This is a genomic window from Mycobacterium sp. NPDC048908 (genome assembly GCF_043197955.1).
Lineage (GTDB): Bacteria > Actinomycetota > Actinomycetes > Mycobacteriales > Mycobacteriaceae > Mycobacterium.
In genome coordinates this window covers 56,948-73,543 of the sequence record NZ_JBICUE010000005.1, presented here as the reverse complement: position 1 = coordinate 73,543, position 16,596 = coordinate 56,948, and the positions used below count along the sequence as shown (strand labels likewise).

Here is a 16,596-nt window from a genome sequence, read left to right as displayed (position 1 = left end):
GAGCGCTCGCGCACAGAAGCGATTGGCTAGACCGACTAGGCTGTATCTGTGACTGTTGTAAACAATCGCGGTTGCAACACGAGTTCGCTCGACACGCTGTTGAAGCGCGTCGCGGCGGGTGGCGAAGCCTACGCCGCCGAGGCGAAATACGTTCGGCGGCAATATCGTTGATGAGCGTGGCGACGGCATTGCGAGCAGTCAATCGATGACGCGGCAGTGGGCGTCCAGACGTCGATCGGGTGACGACGTAGACTTTTCTGGTCGAGAGGCGTTGCAACGGGTACTTGTGGGGCCTGGGTCCCCGCTGGATATCCGCCACGCTCGGCGAAGTCAAGGACGCCTTCCGTTACGGAAGGAACGCGCATGACAGATTTCGAGCCGAAGGTCCGCCCCGACAGCACCGACGAGCTGACGGCGGCACTGCGCGACCGGATCATGGTGATCGACGGCGCGATGGGCACGGCGATCCAGCGGGACCGGCCGGACGAGGCCGGCTATCGAGGTGACCGGTTCAAGGACTGGTCGAGTCCCCTTCAGGGCAACAACGACCTGCTCACTCTGACGCAGCCGCAGATCATCGAGGGCATCCACCGCGAGTACCTCGAGGCGGGCGCCGACATCCTGGAAACCAACACGTTCAACGCGAACGCGATCTCGCTTTCCGACTACGGCATGGCCGAGCTGGCGTACGAACTCAACTACGCGGGCGCCGCCTTGGCCCGCAAGGCCTGCGACGAGTTCAGCACCGCCGAGAAGCCCCGCTACGTCGCAGGCGCGCTGGGCCCGACGACGCGGACCGCGTCGATCTCACCGGACGTCAACGACCCCGGCGCCCGCAACGTCTCCTATGACGAACTGGTGGCCGCCTACCACGACGCGGCCAGGGGTCTGGTCGACGGCGGTGCCGACCTGCTGATCGTCGAGACGATCTTCGACACGCTGAACGCCAAGGCGGCGATTTTCGCCATCGAGACGCTGTTCGAGGAGCGGGGCCGACGCTGGCCGGTGATCATCTCGGGCACGATCACGGACGCTTCCGGGCGGACGTTGTCCGGTCAGGTCACCGAAGCGTTCTGGAACTCGATCAGGCACGCCAGGCCGCTCGCGGTCGGTCTCAACTGCGCGCTCGGAGCGCCGGAGATGAGGCCCTACATCGCCGAGGTGTCGCGCATCGCCGACACCTTCGTCTCCTGCTATCCGAACGCGGGCCTGCCCAACGCCTTCGGCGAGTACGACGAGTTCCCCACGCAGCAGGCCGGTTATGTCAACGAGTTCGCCGAGTCAGGGCTGGTCAACCTGGTCGGCGGGTGCTGCGGCACGACGCCTGCGCACATCGCCGAGATCGCCAAGGTCGTCGATGGCAAGCCGCCGCGGAAGGTGCCGGAGATCCCGGTGGCCACCCGGCTTTCGGGTCTCGAGCCGCTCAACATCACCGAAGACTCGCTGTTCGTGAACATCGGTGAGCGCACCAACATCACCGGCTCCGCCCGCTTCCGCAACCTGATCAAGGCCGAGGACTACGACACCGCGCTGTCGGTGGCGCTGCAACAGGTCGAGGTCGGTGCGCAGGTCATCGACATCAACATGGACGAGGGCATGATCGACGGCGTCGCCGCGATGGACCGGTTCACCAAGCTGATCGCCGCCGAGCCCGACATCAGCCGGGTCCCGGTGATGATCGACTCCTCCAAGTGGGAGGTCATCGAGGCCGGCCTGAAGAACGTGCAGGGCAAGCCGATCATCAACTCGATCTCGATGAAGGAGGGCGAGGGGAAGTTCGTTCGCGAGGCGCGGCTGGCCCGAAAGTACGGTGCCGCCGTCGTGGTGATGGCCTTCGACGAGAAGGGGCAGGCCGACAATCTGGAGCGCCGCAAGGACATCTGCGGCCGCGCCTACCGGATTCTCACCGAAGAGGTCGGCTTCCCGCCCGAGGACATCATCTTCGACCCGAACTGCTTCGCGCTCGCGACCGGGATCGAGGAGCACGCGTCCTACGGCATCGACTTCATCGATTCTTGCGCCTGGATCAAGGAGAACCTTCCCGGAGTGCACATCTCCGGTGGCATCTCCAACGTCTCTTTCTCGTTCCGTGGCAACAACCCCGTCCGCGAGGCGATTCACGCGGTGTTCCTGTTCCACGCCATCAAGGCCGGATTGGACATGGGCATCGTCAACGCCGGTGCGCTTGTGCCGTACGACTCGATCGACCCCGAGTTGCGCGACCGCATCGAAGACGTCGTGCTGAACCGTCGCCCGGATGCGGCCGAACGACTGCTGGAGATCGCCGAGCGCTTCAACAAGACCGAAAGAGGCGAGGATCCCGCCGCAGCCGAGTGGCGCAGCCTGCCGGTTCGCGAGCGGATCACGCACGCCCTGGTAAAGGGTATCGACGCCCACGTCGATGAGGACACCGAGGAGTTGCGCGCGGAGATCGCGGCCGCCGATGGTCGCCCGATCGAGGTGATCGAGGGACCGCTGATGGACGGCATGAACGTCGTCGGCGACCTGTTCGGCTCGGGCAAGATGTTCCTGCCGCAGGTGGTGAAGTCGGCGCGGGTGATGAAGAAGGCCGTCGCCTACCTGCTGCCGTTCATCGAGGCGGAGAAAGAGCAGAACGGCACGACAGCCGCCAAGGACACCAACGGCACCATCGTGATGGCGACGGTGAAGGGCGACGTCCACGACATCGGCAAGAACATCGTCGGAGTTGTGTTGCAGTGCAACAACTTCGAGGTCATCGACCTCGGAGTGATGGTGCCCGCGCAGAAAATCCTCGAGGCCGCGAAGGAACACGACGCCGACATCATCGGGCTGTCCGGCCTGATCACGCCGTCGCTGGACGAGATGAGCAATTTCGCCGTCGAGATGGAACGCGAGGGCTTGGAGATCCCGCTGCTGATCGGCGGCGCGACCACGTCGCGCGCGCATACGGCCGTGAAGATCGCGCCGCGGCGCAGTGGTCCGGTGGTCTGGGTCAAGGATGCGTCGCGCTCGGTGCCCGTCGCTGCAGCGCTGCTGGACGACAAGCAGCGGCCGGCCCTGCTGGAGGCCACCGAGAAGGACTACGCATCCTTGCGGGAACGGCACGCTCAGAAGAACGACCGGCCGATGCTGACGCTCCAGATGGCCCGCGCCAACCGAACACCGATCGAGTGGGACGGCTACACGCCGCCGGTGCCCGCCCAGGGTCTCGGCGTGCGCGAATTTTCCGCCTACGACCTCTCGGAGTTGCGCGAGTTCATCGACTGGCAGCCGTTCTTCAACGCCTGGGAGATGAAGGGCCGCTTCCCCGACATCCTCAACAACCCGGCTTCTGGCGAGGCCGCCCGCAAGCTGTACGACGACGCCCAGGAGATGCTCGACACCCTGATCAAGGAGAAGTGGCTGACCGCCAATGGGGCGATCGGGTTCTTCCCGGCGAACGCGGTGGGTGACGACATCGAGGTGTACACCGACGAAACCCGCAGCGAGGTACTTACCACCCTGCACAACCTGCGGCAGCAGGGCGAGCACCGCGACGGCATTCCGAACCGGTCGCTTGGCGACTTCATCGCCCCCAAGGAAACGAGCCTGGCGGACTACGTCGGCGCGTTCGCGGTCACCGCCGGGCTGGGCAGCGGTGACAAAATCGCGGAGTTCAAGGCGGCCAACGACGACTACAGCGCGATTCTGCTTGAGTCGCTGGCCGACCGGCTGGCGGAGGCGTTCGCCGAGCGGATGCACCAGCGGGTTCGCAAGGAGTTCTGGGGATACCAGCCCGACGAGCAGCTGGACAACGAGGCACTCATCGGCGAGAAGTATCAGGGCATCCGCCCTGCTCCCGGCTACCCGGCGTGCCCGGAGCACACCGAGAAGGTGACGCTGTTCGACTTGCTGGACGCCACCAAACGGACCGGTATCGAGCTCACCGAGTCGATGGCGATGTGGCCTGGCGCGGCCGTCAGCGGCTGGTACTTCTCGCATCCGCAGTCGCAGTACTTCGTGGTCGGCAGGCTGGCCCAGGATCAGGTCGCCGACTACGCCAAGCGCAAGGGCTGGACCCTGGCCGAAGCCGAGCGCTGGCTGGCCCCCAACCTGGGCTACAACCCCGAAGACTGAGTACGCGAATGCCAACGGCTCCAGGGCTTTTGGTGCAAGCTGTCGGCACCATCAGCCCTGTGACGCCGGTCACGCCGTCGTCACGATTTCACCGTGCGGACGACCTCTGACAGAATTGGTTGCATGCAAGCGGTGCTGTTCGACATGGATGGCACGCTCGTCGACTCCGAAAAACTCTGGGACATCTCGTTGGCGGCGCTCTACGGACACCTCGGTGGCGTGCTGACGCCGCAGGTGCGCGAATCGATGGTCGGTGGCTCCGCCGAGGACACCATGCGCACCGTGTACGCCGACCTGGGTCTGGAGATGGAACCGACTGCGATGGCCGATTCCATTCGCTGGCTGCACGACTACACAGCGGAGTTGTTCGACGCCGGACTGCCGTGGTGCGACGGCGCGCAGGAGTTGTTAGAAGCCATTGCTGCCGAACGCATTCCGATGGCACTGGTGACCAACACCCAACGCGAGCTCACTGACCGGGCACTGAACAGCATTGGTCGCCAGTATTTTTCGGTTACCGTGTGCGCCGACGAAGTGCCGCAGGGCAAGCCCGCACCGGATCTGTACCTGCGCGCGGCGGCGTTGCTGGATCTGCCGGCGTCGGCGTGTTTGGCCATCGAGGATTCGGCCACAGGAACTGCGGCAGCCGAAGATGCTGGTTGTCCGGTCTTGGTGATTCCCAATGACGTAGCGGTGCCCCGCGGGCCCCGCCGACGGCACATCTCGTCGCTTGCCGACGTCGACGTGGACGACTTGTATCGAATCTTCTCCGAAGTCACGTCTCAGTTCGGTGAACGCACCGCCTGAACCCACCAAGGGTGATTAGTGTGATGCTCGTCACGCAATCCTGTGGAAGGGCGCCTCATGACTCATGGACCCGTCGGTGATATCCCCGCAGGATTGGACTACGAGGAGTCCGAGCACAGCGGCCGTGTGGTCCTGATCGCCTCGGTGGCGGCGCTCGGCGGTTTTCTTTTCGGCTATGACAGCGCGGTGATCAACGGCGCTGTCTCGTCGATTCAGGAAGACTTCGGCATCGGCAACACCACCCTCGGCTTCGCGGTCGCCTCAGCTCTGTTGGGCGCCGCACTCGGCGCGGTCACGGCCGGCCGGCTCGCCGACCGGATCGGCAGGCTCTCGGTCATGAAGATCGCCGCCGTGCTGTTCCTGATCAGTGCGATCGGCACCGGTCTTGCACCCAATGTGTGGGTGGTGGTGATTTTCCGCATCGTCGGCGGTATCGGGGTAGGAGTGGCGTCGGTCATCGCGCCGGCCTATATCGCCGAGACCTCCCCGCCGCGCATTCGTGGTCGGCTCGGCTCGCTACAGCAATTGGCGATCGTGACCGGAATCTTCCTATCGCTGGCGGTCGACTATCTGCTGGCCCACCTCGCCGGAGGATCGCGTGAGGAGCTGTGGTTGGGACTGGAGGCCTGGCGGTGGATGTTCCTGGTGATGGCGGTGCCGGCCATTCTCTACGGGGGACTGGCCTTCACGATTCCCGAGTCACCGCGGTATCTCGTCGCGAAGTTCCGGATCCCAGAAGCCCGCCGCGTACTCACGATGTTGCTGGGCGAGAAGAACCTGCAACTGACGATCACTCGTATCCAGGAGTCCTTGAAGTCCGAGAAGCCGCCGTCGTGGCGTGATCTGTGCAAGCCGACGGGCGGCCTGTACGGAATCGTGTGGGTAGGGGTCGGACTGTCGGTCTTCCAGCAGTTCGTCGGCATCAACGTGATCTTCTACTACTCGAACGTGCTGTGGGAGGCGGTCGGTTTCAAGGAAAGTTCCTCGTTCACGATCACCGTGATCACGTCGATCACGAACATCCTCACCACGCTGATCGCGATAGCCCTGATCGACAAGGTCGGTCGCAAACCGCTGCTCCTAGTCGGCTCAACCGGTATGGCGGTCACGTTGGCGACGATGGCGGTCGTTTTTCAGACTGCCGAAATTATCGACGGGAAGCCTCATCTCGGGCCCGTTGCCGGACCGATCGCTCTGGTCGCTGCCAACCTGTTCGTCGTGGCGTTCGGCATGTCGTGGGGGCCGGTGGTGTGGGTGCTGCTGGGCGAGATGTTCCCGAATCGCATCCGGGGGGCCGCATTGGGATTGGCGGCCGCCGGCCAGTGGGCGGCCAACTGGCTGATCACCGTGTCGTTCCCGGCACTGCGCGACGTGCTCGGATTGGCATACGGGTTCTATGCGCTGTGCGCGGTGCTGTCTTTCATCTTCGTCTGGAAATGGGTTGAGGAGACCAAGGGCAAGCATCTGGAGGACATGCACAGCGAAGCGATGCACCACACCGCGAACCCCGCGCCGCACTAGTCCTCCTGTCGCTTTTTGTGGGAAACGTGGCGCATATGCCACGGTCAGTCGTTCTGTGTTCGAGTCCACACTGACTGCACCGGCCGACTTCTGGCCCGCCACAAGGAGACTCGACAATGACAGAACCGACCACGAACGATGCAGGCATCCCGGTGGCCAGCGATGCGCATTCGCTGACGATCGGTCCGGACGGCCCGATTCTGCTGCACGACAGCTACCTGATCGAGCAGATGGCGAACTTCAACAGAGAGCGCATACCTGAACGTCAACCGCACGCCAAGGGTTCCGGCGCGTTCGGCTATTTCGAAGTCACGCATGACGTCAGCGCATACACCCGCGCCGCCGTGTTCCAGCCGGGCGTGAAAACCGAGACGCTGATTCGGTTTTCGACGGTGGCGGGGGAGCGCGGCAGCCCAGACACCTGGCGCGACCCCCGGGGCTTCGCGTTGCGGTTCTACACCACCGAGGGCAACCTCGACATCGTCGGCAACAACACACCGGTGTTCTTCATCCGGGACCCGTTGAAGTTCCAGCACTTCATCCGCTCGCAGAAGCGCCGAGCCGACAACAACCTGCGTGACCACGATATGCAGTGGGATTTCTGGACGTTGACACCGGAAACGGCGCATCAGGTGGCCTGGTTGTTCGGCGACCGCGGCATCCCGAGCACGTGGCGGCACATGAACGGCTACGGCAGCCACACCTACAGCTGGGTGAACGCCGACGGGAAGATCTCGTGGGTCAAATACCACTTCATCTCCGACCAGGGCGTCGAGAACCTGACGCAGGACGAGGCCGACCGCCTGGTCAGCGTCGACGGTGACCACCACGCCCGAGACCTGCACGAGGCGATCAAGACCGGTGACTATCCCAGCTGGACGCTGAAGATGCAGATCATGTCGTTCGAGGACGCCAAGACGTATCGGATCAACCCGTTCGATCTGACGAAGACCTGGCCGCACGCCGAATACCCGCTGATCGAGGTCGGCAAGTTGGTGTTGAACCGCAACTTCACCGACCACCACACCGAGATCGAGCAGGCTGCCTTCGCGCCGAGCAACCAGGTGCCTGGCACTGGGCTGTCTCCGGACAAGATGCTGCTCGGCCGCACCTTCGCCTACGGCGACGCGCATCGGGCGCGGCTGGGAGTCAACTACAAACAGATCCCGGTCAACGCGCCGAAGGCGCCGGTGCATTCGTACTCCAAGGACGGCGCCATGCGGATCCACAATGCCACCGACCCGGTGTACGCGCCCAACTCCTACGGCGGACCGGTGGCCGACCCGGCCAGGGCCGCAGAGGTGGTGTGGGCGGCCGACGGGGAGATGGTGCGCGCCGCCAACACCCTGCACGTCGAAGACGACGACTGGGGTCAGGCCGGCGTGCTGATTCGCGATGTGATGGACGACGCCGAACGCGGGCGGCTGGTGAGCAATGTCGCCAGGCATCTGCGCAACGGCGTGTCTGAGGCGGTCCTGCTGCGTGCCTTCGAGTACTGGCGCAACATCGACAAGGTCATCGGCGACCGCATCGAGGAGGCCGTCCGAGGCAAACCCGCGTGACCGCGGCCGCGCGGGCGTGAAACAATCGCGTCCCGTGAAAACGTTCGATGCCCTGTTCGCCGAGTTGACGGAGCGCGCGCGCACCCGACCGGCGGGCAGTGGCACCGTCGCGGCCCTGGACGGCGGCGTGCACGGGATTGGCAAGAAGATCCTCGAGGAGGCCGGCGAGGTGTGGCTGGCCGCCGAACACGAGGGCGATGACGCCCTCGCCGACGAGATCAGCCAGCTGTTGTACTGGACGCAGGTGCTGATGATCTCGCGCGGCATCTCCCTCGACGACGTGTACGCCAAGCTGTGAACGGGATGCTGCGGGTCGCCGTACCCAACAAGGGAACGCTGTCAGAGCGGGCCGCTGAAATCCTGTCGGAGGCGGGTTACCGGCGGCGCACCGATGCCAAGGACCTGACCGTCCTCGATCCGGTCAACAACGTCGAGTTCTTCTTCCTGCGACCCAAAGACATTGCGATCTACGTCGGATCGGGCCAACTCGACTTGGGCATCACCGGCCGCGATCTCGCGCACGAATCCGATGCACCCGTTCGGGAACGGCTTGCGCTCGGCTTCGGCGCTTCGACCTTCCGCTATGCGGCGCCGGCGGGGCGGCAGTGGGACGTCGAGGACCTCGCGGGCAAGCGGATCGCCACCGCGTTCCCGAACTTGGTACGAAAAGACTTGGCCCGTCGCGGGATTGACGCCAAGGTCATCCGACTCGACGGTGCCGTCGAGATCTCGGTGCAACTCGGCGTCGCTGACGCGATCGCCGATGTGGTCGGTTCAGGTCGCACGCTGTCGTTGCATGACCTCGTCGCGTTCGGTGAATCGCTGTGCGATTCGGAGGCGGTTCTCATCGAACGCGAAGACGCCGGCGAGCAGAACGCCGCCGCCCGGGACCAATTAGCGGGCAGGGTGCAGGGTGTGGTGTTCGGACAGCAGTACCTGATGCTCGACTATGACTGCCCGCGCAGCGTCCTCGACGACGCAACCGCGGTCACACCCGGTCTGGAATCTCCGACGATCGCCCCGCTCGCCGATCCGGCGTGGGTAGCTGTGCGGGCCCTGGTGCCACGCCGCGACGTCAACGCGATCATGGACGAACTGGCCGCCATCGGAGCCAAAGCGATTCTGGCTTCCGACATCAGGTTTTGCCGCTTCTGATTCAGCGGGCTCAGTTGGGCGCTGCGTGTTAGCGTCCGGTTGTCTTTTTCGCGGCTCCGGAGGTTGCCATGACGCAGGTCGTCGTAATCGTGCTCGCGCTGCTGATCGGTGTGATCGCAGGCCTGCGGGCGCTGACCGCGCCTGCGGTGGTGGCATGGGGTGCGTTCCTCGGCTGGATCGACGTCGACGGCAAGTGGTCGGAGTGGGTGGCGCATCCCATCACCGTCACAGTGTTGACCATCTTCCTGCTCGTCGAGTTGGTCACCGACCAGCTGCCCAAGACCCCGAGCCGCAGGGCGCCGTCCCAGTTCATCTCCAGGCTCGTCACGGGGGCGTTCGCGGGCGCGGTCATCGGCAGCGTGTCGCATCACACCTTCATCGGGATGGGCGCCGGAATGATCGGCGCGGTGCTCGGCACGCTCGGCGGTGCGGAGGCCCGCACCCGGCTGGTGGCGGCCAACGGCGGCAACGACAGGCCGGTGGCCATCGGTGAGGACGTCGTGGCCGTCGGCGGCGGATTCCTGATCGCGTTCCTCGTCAGCTTCGCCCCGCTGGTTTAGCCGTCTATGCCGGAGAAATTCGACGCGATCATCGTCGGCGCGGGTCAGGCGGGACCGCCGCTGGCCGGCAGGCTGACCGAGGCCGGTCAGACGGTCGCGGTAATCGAACGCAAGCTCGTCGGCGGCACCTGCGTCAACTCCGGTTGCATCCCGACCAAGACGATGGTGGCCAGCGCACATGCGGCGCAACTGGCCCGCCGCGGCGCCGAATACGGCGTCGGCACAGGCGAAATCACCGTTGACATGACAAGGGTCAAGGCGCGCAAGGACAAGATCATCCTCGACGACCGCAGCGGCGTCGAGTCGTGGCTGGCGGGAATGGCGGGCTGCACCCTGATTCGCGGACACGCCCGCTTCGAGGGGCCGCACACGATCAGCGTCGACGGCCGGGAGTTGGAAGCCGACAAAATCTTCCTCAACGTCGGGGGCCGAGCGGTGGCGCCCGACATGCCTGGCCTCGATGGCATCGACTACATGACCAATGTCGGCATCCTCGAACTCGACGCCCTACCAGAGCATCTGGTGATCATCGGCGGAAGTTACATCGCGCTCGAGTTCGCACAGATGTACCGGCGCTTCGGTGCGCGGGTCACCGTGGTGCAGCGGGGACCGCGGCTGACGTCACGAGAAGACGAGGACGTCTCGGCCACCATCAAGGAAATATTGGAGGCCGAAGGCATCGACATCGTGCTGAACGCTGACGCGATTCGGTTTGTCAAGCAGGACCGCGGGTTTCATGTGATACCCGCCGACGGTGCCCAACCGATCGTCGGTACTCACCTGTTGATGGCTGTTGGACGGCAACCGAACACCGACGACCTCGGGCTGGAGAAGGCCGGTGTCGAGACCGACGGTCGCGGCTACATCGTCGTCGACGATCAATTGCGGACCAACGTCGAACACATCTGGGCGATGGGCGACTGCAACGGCAGGGGTGCCTTCACGCACACCTCGTACAACGACTACGAGATCGTGGCGGCCAATCTGCTCGACGACGATCCGCGGCGGGTCAGCGACCGCATCACCACCTACGCGCTCTACATCGACCCTCCGCTCGGTCGAGCAGGCATGACGGTCGACGAGGTTCGCAAGTCTGGCCGAAAAGCGTTGGTGGGCAAGCGACCAATGACCCGGGTTGGGCGCGCGGTGGAAAAGGGGGAGACCGAAGGCTTCATGAAGGTGGTCGTCGACGCCGAAACCGAGCAGATCCTCGGCGCCGCGATCTTCGGGGTCGGAGGGGACGAGGTCGTTCACTCCGTCCTCGACATCATGACTGCCAGGCTTCCCTACACGGCAATCTCACGCACTATGCACATCCACCCGACGGTCAGTGAGTTGGTGCCGACGATACTGCAGGAGATGAAACCGCTGGAGTGACGGAACGGCCGACCGCGAGTTGGCGCGTGACCACGGCGACCCGCCAGCCCAGATGGCGGCACGTCTGCACGTCCGACGGGTGCACCTGGTCGGAATCGGCGTCCACGTCGGTCTGCGCGCCGGCGCCCAGCCAGAAGCCAAGCCGGTTGAGATCGTTCTCGCTGCCGGACGCGCTGTTCCAGCCGGCGCCCAAACCCAGGCTGACCCAATGCATGTGGTGCTGCGCCGCGAAGATCGCCAGCGACACAAGGGTGTTCACCTTGTCGCCACTCTTGGCGCCGGAATTGGTGAACCCGGCAGCGACCTTGTCGCGCCAGCTGCCCTCGAGGCACCGCCGCCCGGTCTGTTCGGCGAAGGCCTGGAACCCGGCCGACACGTTGCCCATGTACGTGGCGGTGCCGAACACGATGCCGTCCGCGGTGTCAAGGATGTCCCACTGCTGCTCGGCCATGCGGTCGACAGCGATCACGTGGACGAGCGCACCCGCTTCCGTGGCGCCGGCGGCGACGGCATCGGCGAGCACCGCGGTATGGCCGAAGCCCGAGTGATAAGCGATGGCGAGGGTGGGCGCGGAGATATCAGAACCGTTGTGCGACATGTTAGTTCGCTCCCATTCGTTGGTTTACTTCCAGGCGGCGGGTTATCCAGTCGGGCAGCTTGCCGCCGGACAGAAAGGCCTCGAGCCGATCCAGGTAGGCATGCGTACCGCCGTAGAAACCGGACGCGTTGCGCACACCGAGGCCGCGGTGGGTGAACCGCAGCAGCGTGCCGTCGCCGTCGGCGGTGAGTTCGTAGCGCACCACGCCGTCCTCGACGATCGGCTGGTTCCACTCGTGCTCGAGCACATGCGGTGGATCCCACACCAGAATGCGACCGGTCATCCGCTTGCGCTCGGGTGGCAGCGGTGGTCCTGTCGCGACCATGTCGATGGTGCCGCCTTCGCGGGGCTCGATCGTGGTTTCGCCGAACCACTGCGCGCGTTCGTCGGGGTTGGTGATGGCCGACCACACCACGTCGATCGGAAAGGGAAGTCGGCGTTCGAAATTCAAGACCGCACGGTCGCCGTCGACCGTGAGTCGGCCGTCGCGCTCGTTCATCGTGACTCCCTGTGCTTGCGTTCGAGATGCCGTTCGAGGGCATCGAGATGGCCGGTCCAGTAGCGGCGGTATCGATTGATCCAGTCGTCGATCGCGACCAGTCCGTCGGCGCGCAGCGCGTAGATCCGCCGCTGGGCGTCGGGACGGACTTCCACGAGGCCCACTTCACGCAACACCTTCAGGTGCCGCGAGACGGTGGGCTGCGTCAGGCCGGGCAGCGTCGCGACGAGTTCACCCGCGGTGCGCTCACCGTCGATGAGTGCATCCAGCAGCGCGCGCCTACTCGGCTCGGCGACCGCTTCGAAGACGTCCATGCTTCGAGTATTGCACCGCATCTATATAGATGCAACCGCATATATGTGGACGCTCGAAGCTGCGGTCAGAACGCGGTGATTATGGGCGGCGTTGAACCAGCAGGGTCTGCGCCACGGTGCCGATAAATCCTTGGCGATCAAAGACATCCGCGGTCGTCACCCCGATGCCGTCGGGGCCGATGGAGCCGCGGGCACGCAGCCCGAAATCCTGGCCGGAGGGCAATCGGTGCAGATGCACGACGGTGTCGGTGTTCATAAACACGAACTTCTCAGGGTCAAGCGCGGCGCCGACGCCGTTGACCGAATCGGCCACCATCGCCAGCCGCTGCAGATCGGTTACCGGTTCGGAATCGACGACGGGAACCAGAGGGCTCAGCCACGCTTCGGATGTCTGCCCGTCGGCCAGCCGTTGTGTGCGCCACCTGACGGTCTCGAGATATCCCGTGGCACCGTGCCAGCTGTGCGGTACCGGAATCGAATCGCCTTCGACGAGTGGGGGATAGCGGTCGGTGGTGGCATCGGCGGTGTCGGTTGTCGCGAGTAGCCACGCAGTCACCCGTGCGACCGGCCGTTCAGTGGCGTCTGGCTTGGACGCCAGCATCTCGGCGGCCATCATCGAGATACGCGAGCCCGGACGCTCGACCCACGCCCGCGCGCGCACCGTGCTCACCGGGATGGCGCCGAGGATATCCAACGTCAACCGTCCGACGCGAAGCCCGGAATCGGCCGCCAGCTCCTCGATCAGCTTCGTCAGCAGCGCCAGCGGCGGTGAGCCATGCTGGATTTCGGGGTCCCAGTTGCTGCGGGTGCCGTCGGTGGACTCGAACGTCTGCAACTCGCCGTCGCTGCCGAGCCGACGGTAGAGGCAGTCGATCACGCCGCGGGCTCCGAGGTGCGCAACACGGTGTCATCATCACCCTCGGCGGGGACCTCCGGCCAACCGGGGTACGGCGGGGGAGTGCCGCCGAACACCGGGCAATGCGCATGGTGGGCGCACCAATCGCACAGCCGCGACGGTTGCGGCCGGAAGTCGCCTGTGACCCCTGCTGATTGGATGGCTCGCCAGATCGCCATCAGCGTCTTCTCGAAGCGCAGCAACTCGTCGAGGTCGGGGGTGTAGTCGAGGATCTGGCCGTCGGACAGATACAGCAGTCGAAGCCGAGTGGGTAGCACGCCGCGCGACCGAAACAGTGCCACGGCGTAGAACTTCATCTGGAACATCGCCTTGAATTCGGCCAGTGCGCGCGCCTCCGGCGGAGCCTTGCCGGTCTTGTAGTCGACCACTCGCAGTTCGCCGGTGGGCGCCACATCGATGCGGTCGACGAAGCCGCGCAGCAGTGTGCCGTCCGCCAATTCGACTTCGACGCGTTGCTCGCAGCTCTGCGGGTCGAACCGGGTGGGGTCCTCGAGCCGGTAGTAGCCCGACAGCAGCGCGCGCGCCTCGTCGAGCAGGTCCGCCTGCAGCGCAGGCGCGATCTCGGCCGCGACCTCCGGCTGGGCGGCGGCCACGCTGTCCCATGCGGGGGCCACGAGCGTCATCGCGGTATCACGGCCCCGCTGCGCCGCGGGCAACGCGTACAGCAGCTCCAGCGCCGCGTGCACGACCGAACCCCGGACCTGCGCGGCGGAGGCGGGCTCGGGCAGCCGGTCGATCGCGCGGAACCGGTACAGCAGCGGGCACTGCTTGAAGTCGCTGGCCCTGGACGGCGACAACGCAGGGCGACGGACCTCACGGGCCGGTTCGTCGCTCATGACTGCCAGCGTATGGCGACTGTCCGACAACCCCGCACACCCGACTCGGCGCGTCAACTGGCAGGCTGATCAGCTGTGCGAAGGACCGGTCCGTTCGAAGTCGGCGATCGGGTTCAGCTGACTGACGCGAAGGGCAGGCATTACACGATGGTGCTGACCCCTGGCGGGGAGTTCCACACCCACCGCGGGATCATCGCACTCGACAATGTCATCGGGCTGCCGGAAGGCAGTGTGGTGAAGTCGACGAGCGGCGATCAGTTCCTGGTGCTGAGGCCGCTGCTGGTCGACTACGTGATGTCGATGCCGCGCGGCGCTCAGGTCGTCTACCCCAAAGACGCCGCCCAGATCGTGCACGAGGGCGACATCTTCCCCGGAGCGCGGGTGTTGGAGGCCGGGGCGGGTTCTGGGGCGCTGACGTGTTCGCTGCTGCGAGCGGTCGGACCGGACGGCCGGGTGACGTCGTACGAGGTACGCGAGGACCACGCCGAGCATGCCGTGCGCAACGTCGAGACGTTCTTCGGTGAGCGGCCCGCCAACTGGGAACTGGTCACGGCCGACCTCTCCGACTACGCGGGCCCAGAAGTGGACAGGGTGGTGCTCGACATGCTGGCACCGTGGGAGGTCCTCGAAGCCGTCGCCAACGCGCTCGTGGCTGGCGGGGTGCTGATGATCTACGTCGCAACCGTGACGCAGTTGTCGCGCACGGTCGAGGCGCTTCGCGAACAGCAGTGCTGGACCGAGCCGAGGGCCTGGGAGAGCATGCAACGCGGATGGCATGTGGTCGGCCTGGCGGTGCGTCCTCAACACACCATGCGCGGCCATACGGCGTTTCTGATCAACGTGCGCAAATTGGCTCCTGGCGCCGTGGCGCCGATGCCGTTGCGGCGCAAGCGTCAGCTTGGCGGAAGTATCTAGTCGTCGGTGCTGCGGCGCAGTCCTCGGCGTGCGGAGAGCAGTTCGGTCTCCGGTCGCGCCGCCACCAGACGCTCGGCGGCGTCGAGAACCTCGACGATGTGCCCGCGGTCGGCCGACACCACCGCGATGCCGATGTTGGCCCGCCGGTGCAGATCCCGGTCGCCTGTCTCGGCCGCGGACACCGCGAATCTGCGCTGCAATTCGGCGATGACGGGACGGATGACAGAGCGCTTCTGCTTCAGTGAGTGCACATCACCGAGCAGCAGATCGAACTCCAGCCAACCGATCCACACGCGGTCAGGGGGGCGGCGTCGGCGTCGGGGCGGTGGGCTGCTGCCCCATCTGCAGCAGCAGGTCCGCGGTCTGTCGGGTCAGCTGCCAGGTGGTCTGCTGCGGGCTGAACTCCATCGGGAACTTCAAGTCCTTGCCCTCGGCCGCCGGGCCGTTCGGCTTCATCGTGATGTTGGCGATGACGTTGCCCGGCTGGTCCTGCGCCCAGATCATGTCGGAGGCATCGAAGGTCAGCGGCGCATAGCCGCTGTCGCGCAGCGCCTTGGCAAACCTGTCCAGCGCGGCCGCGTCGGCGGAGGTGCCGAACTGGATGAGGCCGACCTTGTCGGCGCCCGCCACGTCGGGGTCGGCGAGCCGGCCCATCAAATCGGTCAGCGTGGCCGCAGGGGGCAAGGGCGCACCGGTTTCGGTCGGCGGTGGCGGAACCGTCGGCGGTTTACTGAGTGCAAACGGCGTCGGGCTGGGTACAGAACCCGTATCGCTGCCGCACCCGCTAAGCCCGAGCGCCGCCACTAACGTGACGGCGCCCAGGGTTGCGATACAGGTGCGATGCACTAACTGCCTAGCCGACAGCCGACATCAATGCCATGAGGGACTGCTTGGACATCTGCCAGCCCGTGGGGCTCGGACCAGGCACGAACTGGATGTTCTGCGTCGCGACGCCACCGCTGGCCGCTGTGGCGGTCACGTCGGCGGTCACGAAGTCACCGTTCTGGTCGATGTTCGCGAGCGTGAACGACAGCGGGAACTTGCCGTCAGCCTGTGCCTCGCGCAACTTCGTATCCGCGACCCGGCCTTCGATCCTGCCGATACCGCCCTGGATGAACGGCGCCTTGCTGGCAGACAAGCCGGGCGCGCCGAGCGCCTGCAGCGTCTGCAGCAGCGGGGCCTGCAAGTCAGGGGCAGGCGTCTGCGGCATCGGAATGTCCCACACGACCGGTTGCACGGCTGGCGCCGGCGACGCGACGGGAGATGCAATGGAAGTCACACCTGCTGCCGCACCGCCCACCAGAGCAGCCGCTGCTACGCCGGTAACGAGGGTTTTCAGGGTCACGATTGTCCTTTCGATCGGCCCAACTCACGAGAGAGGTTAACAAGTGTTGCTGGTGTGTCGAATTCCTACACCGCACACAATGGCTGAATCGCC

At 65.4% G+C, this 16,596-nt stretch carries 17 protein-coding genes; 9 read left to right on the top strand and 8 right to left on the bottom strand.

The window, feature by feature from the left end; all coding sequences use genetic code 11:
- The first annotated feature begins 363 nt into the window (after positions 1-363).
- The 8 genes from metH (at position 364) to ACGFK1_RS15170 (ending at position 11,080) form a co-directional block, all read left to right on the top strand.
- The gene (metH, locus tag ACGFK1_RS15205; RefSeq protein ID WP_393430319.1) at positions 364-4,098 is read left to right on the top strand and encodes a methionine synthase; all 3,735 of its coding nucleotides are present in this window, start codon (positions 364-366) and stop codon (positions 4,096-4,098) included.
- A gap of 123 nt (positions 4,099-4,221) precedes the next feature.
- Positions 4,222-4,905: an HAD family hydrolase gene (locus ACGFK1_RS15200; protein ID WP_393430316.1), complete on the top strand. Its 684-nt coding sequence runs from the start codon at positions 4,222-4,224 to the stop codon at positions 4,903-4,905.
- 57 nt (positions 4,906-4,962) lie between these two features.
- Positions 4,963-6,426 carry a sugar porter family MFS transporter gene (locus ACGFK1_RS15195; RefSeq protein ID WP_393430314.1) on the top strand — a complete coding sequence of 488 codons (1,464 nt, stop codon included), beginning with the start codon at positions 4,963-4,965 and terminating at the stop codon, positions 6,424-6,426.
- A 116-nt stretch (positions 6,427-6,542) separates the two neighbouring features.
- Positions 6,543-7,988: a catalase gene (locus ACGFK1_RS15190; RefSeq protein ID WP_393430311.1), complete on the top strand. Its 1,446-nt coding sequence runs from the start codon at positions 6,543-6,545 to the stop codon at positions 7,986-7,988.
- Between the two features lie 16 nt (positions 7,989-8,004).
- Positions 8,005-8,286: a phosphoribosyl-ATP diphosphatase gene (locus tag ACGFK1_RS15185; protein WP_393430308.1), complete on the top strand. Its 282-nt coding sequence runs from the start codon at positions 8,005-8,007 to the stop codon at positions 8,284-8,286.
- 5 nt (positions 8,287-8,291) lie between these two features.
- Positions 8,292-9,143: an ATP phosphoribosyltransferase gene (gene hisG, locus ACGFK1_RS15180; protein WP_393430305.1), complete on the top strand. Its 852-nt coding sequence runs from the start codon at positions 8,292-8,294 to the stop codon at positions 9,141-9,143.
- Between the two features lie 68 nt (positions 9,144-9,211).
- Complete coding sequence (locus ACGFK1_RS15175; protein WP_393430302.1) at positions 9,212-9,703, top strand: DUF4126 family protein; 492 nt, start codon at positions 9,212-9,214, stop codon at positions 9,701-9,703.
- Positions 9,704-9,709: 6 nt separating this feature from the next.
- The gene (locus ACGFK1_RS15170) at positions 9,710-11,080 is read left to right on the top strand and encodes an FAD-containing oxidoreductase (RefSeq protein WP_393430299.1); all 1,371 of its coding nucleotides are present in this window, start codon (positions 9,710-9,712) and stop codon (positions 11,078-11,080) included.
- On the opposite strand, the gene ACGFK1_RS15165 is transcribed toward ACGFK1_RS15170, so the two are convergent.
- The 5 genes from ACGFK1_RS15165 to ACGFK1_RS15145 form a co-directional block, all read right to left on the bottom strand.
- The gene (locus tag ACGFK1_RS15165; RefSeq protein ID WP_393430296.1) at positions 11,031-11,678 is read right to left on the bottom strand and encodes a flavodoxin family protein; all 648 of its coding nucleotides are present in this window, start codon (positions 11,676-11,678) and stop codon (positions 11,031-11,033) included. The two genes, ACGFK1_RS15170 and ACGFK1_RS15165, sit on opposite strands and share 50 nt — an antisense overlap.
- 1 nt (position 11,679) lies before the next feature.
- A complete protein-coding gene (locus ACGFK1_RS15160; RefSeq protein WP_393430293.1) occupies positions 11,680-12,177 on the bottom strand; it encodes an SRPBCC family protein in 498 nt (165 codons plus the stop codon).
- A complete protein-coding gene (locus ACGFK1_RS15155) occupies positions 12,174-12,491 on the bottom strand; it encodes an ArsR/SmtB family transcription factor (protein WP_393430290.1) in 318 nt (105 codons plus the stop codon). The genes ACGFK1_RS15160 and ACGFK1_RS15155 overlap by 4 nt, the downstream gene beginning before the upstream one ends.
- Before the next feature lie 79 nt (positions 12,492-12,570).
- A complete protein-coding gene (locus ACGFK1_RS15150; protein WP_393430288.1) occupies positions 12,571-13,368 on the bottom strand; it encodes a thioesterase family protein in 798 nt (265 codons plus the stop codon).
- Positions 13,365-14,243 carry a RecB family exonuclease gene (locus ACGFK1_RS15145; RefSeq protein ID WP_393430286.1) on the bottom strand — a complete coding sequence of 293 codons (879 nt, stop codon included), beginning with the start codon at positions 14,241-14,243 and terminating at the stop codon, positions 13,365-13,367. Before ACGFK1_RS15145 ends, ACGFK1_RS15150 begins: the two co-directional genes overlap by 4 nt.
- 75 nt (positions 14,244-14,318) lie before the next feature.
- Between ACGFK1_RS15145 and ACGFK1_RS15140 the strand changes: the two genes are divergently transcribed.
- Positions 14,319-15,158 (top strand): tRNA (adenine-N1)-methyltransferase, encoded by an 840-nt coding sequence (locus tag ACGFK1_RS15140; RefSeq protein WP_393430284.1) that lies wholly within the window; start codon positions 14,319-14,321, stop codon positions 15,156-15,158.
- Here ACGFK1_RS15140 and ACGFK1_RS15135 read toward each other — a convergent pair.
- The 3 genes from ACGFK1_RS15135 to ACGFK1_RS15125 form a co-directional block, all read right to left on the bottom strand.
- Positions 15,155-15,451 (bottom strand): DUF503 domain-containing protein, encoded by a 297-nt coding sequence (locus ACGFK1_RS15135; RefSeq protein WP_393430282.1) that lies wholly within the window; start codon positions 15,449-15,451, stop codon positions 15,155-15,157. The two genes, ACGFK1_RS15140 and ACGFK1_RS15135, sit on opposite strands and share 4 nt — an antisense overlap.
- Positions 15,452-15,455: 4 nt before the next feature.
- Entirely contained in the window at positions 15,456-15,842 is a 387-nt protein-coding gene (locus ACGFK1_RS15130) for a hypothetical protein (protein WP_393430280.1), read from the bottom strand.
- 169 nt (positions 15,843-16,011) lie between these two features.
- Entirely contained in the window at positions 16,012-16,503 is a 492-nt protein-coding gene (locus ACGFK1_RS15125; RefSeq protein ID WP_393430278.1) for a hypothetical protein, read from the bottom strand.
- Positions 16,504-16,596 lie beyond the last annotated feature (93 nt).

Coding starts and splice junctions, on each gene's coding strand:
- ACGFK1_RS15165 (WP_393430296.1), bottom strand. CDS start 11,678: ATGTCGCACAACGGTTCTGATATCTCCGCGCCCACCCTCGCCATCGCT.
- ACGFK1_RS15175 (WP_393430302.1), top strand. CDS start 9,212: ATGACGCAGGTCGTCGTAATCGTGCTCGCGCTGCTGATCGGTGTGATC.
- ACGFK1_RS15200 (WP_393430316.1), top strand. CDS start 4,222: ATGCAAGCGGTGCTGTTCGACATGGATGGCACGCTCGTCGACTCCGAA.
- ACGFK1_RS15160 (WP_393430293.1), bottom strand. CDS start 12,177: ATGAACGAGCGCGACGGCCGACTCACGGTCGACGGCGACCGTGCGGTC.
- ACGFK1_RS15195 (WP_393430314.1), top strand. CDS start 4,963: ATGACTCATGGACCCGTCGGTGATATCCCCGCAGGATTGGACTACGAG.
- ACGFK1_RS15190 (WP_393430311.1), top strand. CDS start 6,543: ATGACAGAACCGACCACGAACGATGCAGGCATCCCGGTGGCCAGCGAT.
- ACGFK1_RS15155 (WP_393430290.1), bottom strand. CDS start 12,491: ATGGACGTCTTCGAAGCGGTCGCCGAGCCGAGTAGGCGCGCGCTGCTG.
- hisG (WP_393430305.1), top strand. CDS start 8,292: ATGCTGCGGGTCGCCGTACCCAACAAGGGAACGCTGTCAGAGCGGGCC.
- ACGFK1_RS15170 (WP_393430299.1), top strand. CDS start 9,710: ATGCCGGAGAAATTCGACGCGATCATCGTCGGCGCGGGTCAGGCGGGA.
- ACGFK1_RS15145 (WP_393430286.1), bottom strand. CDS start 14,243: ATGAGCGACGAACCGGCCCGTGAGGTCCGTCGCCCTGCGTTGTCGCCG.
- metH (WP_393430319.1), top strand. CDS start 364: ATGACAGATTTCGAGCCGAAGGTCCGCCCCGACAGCACCGACGAGCTG.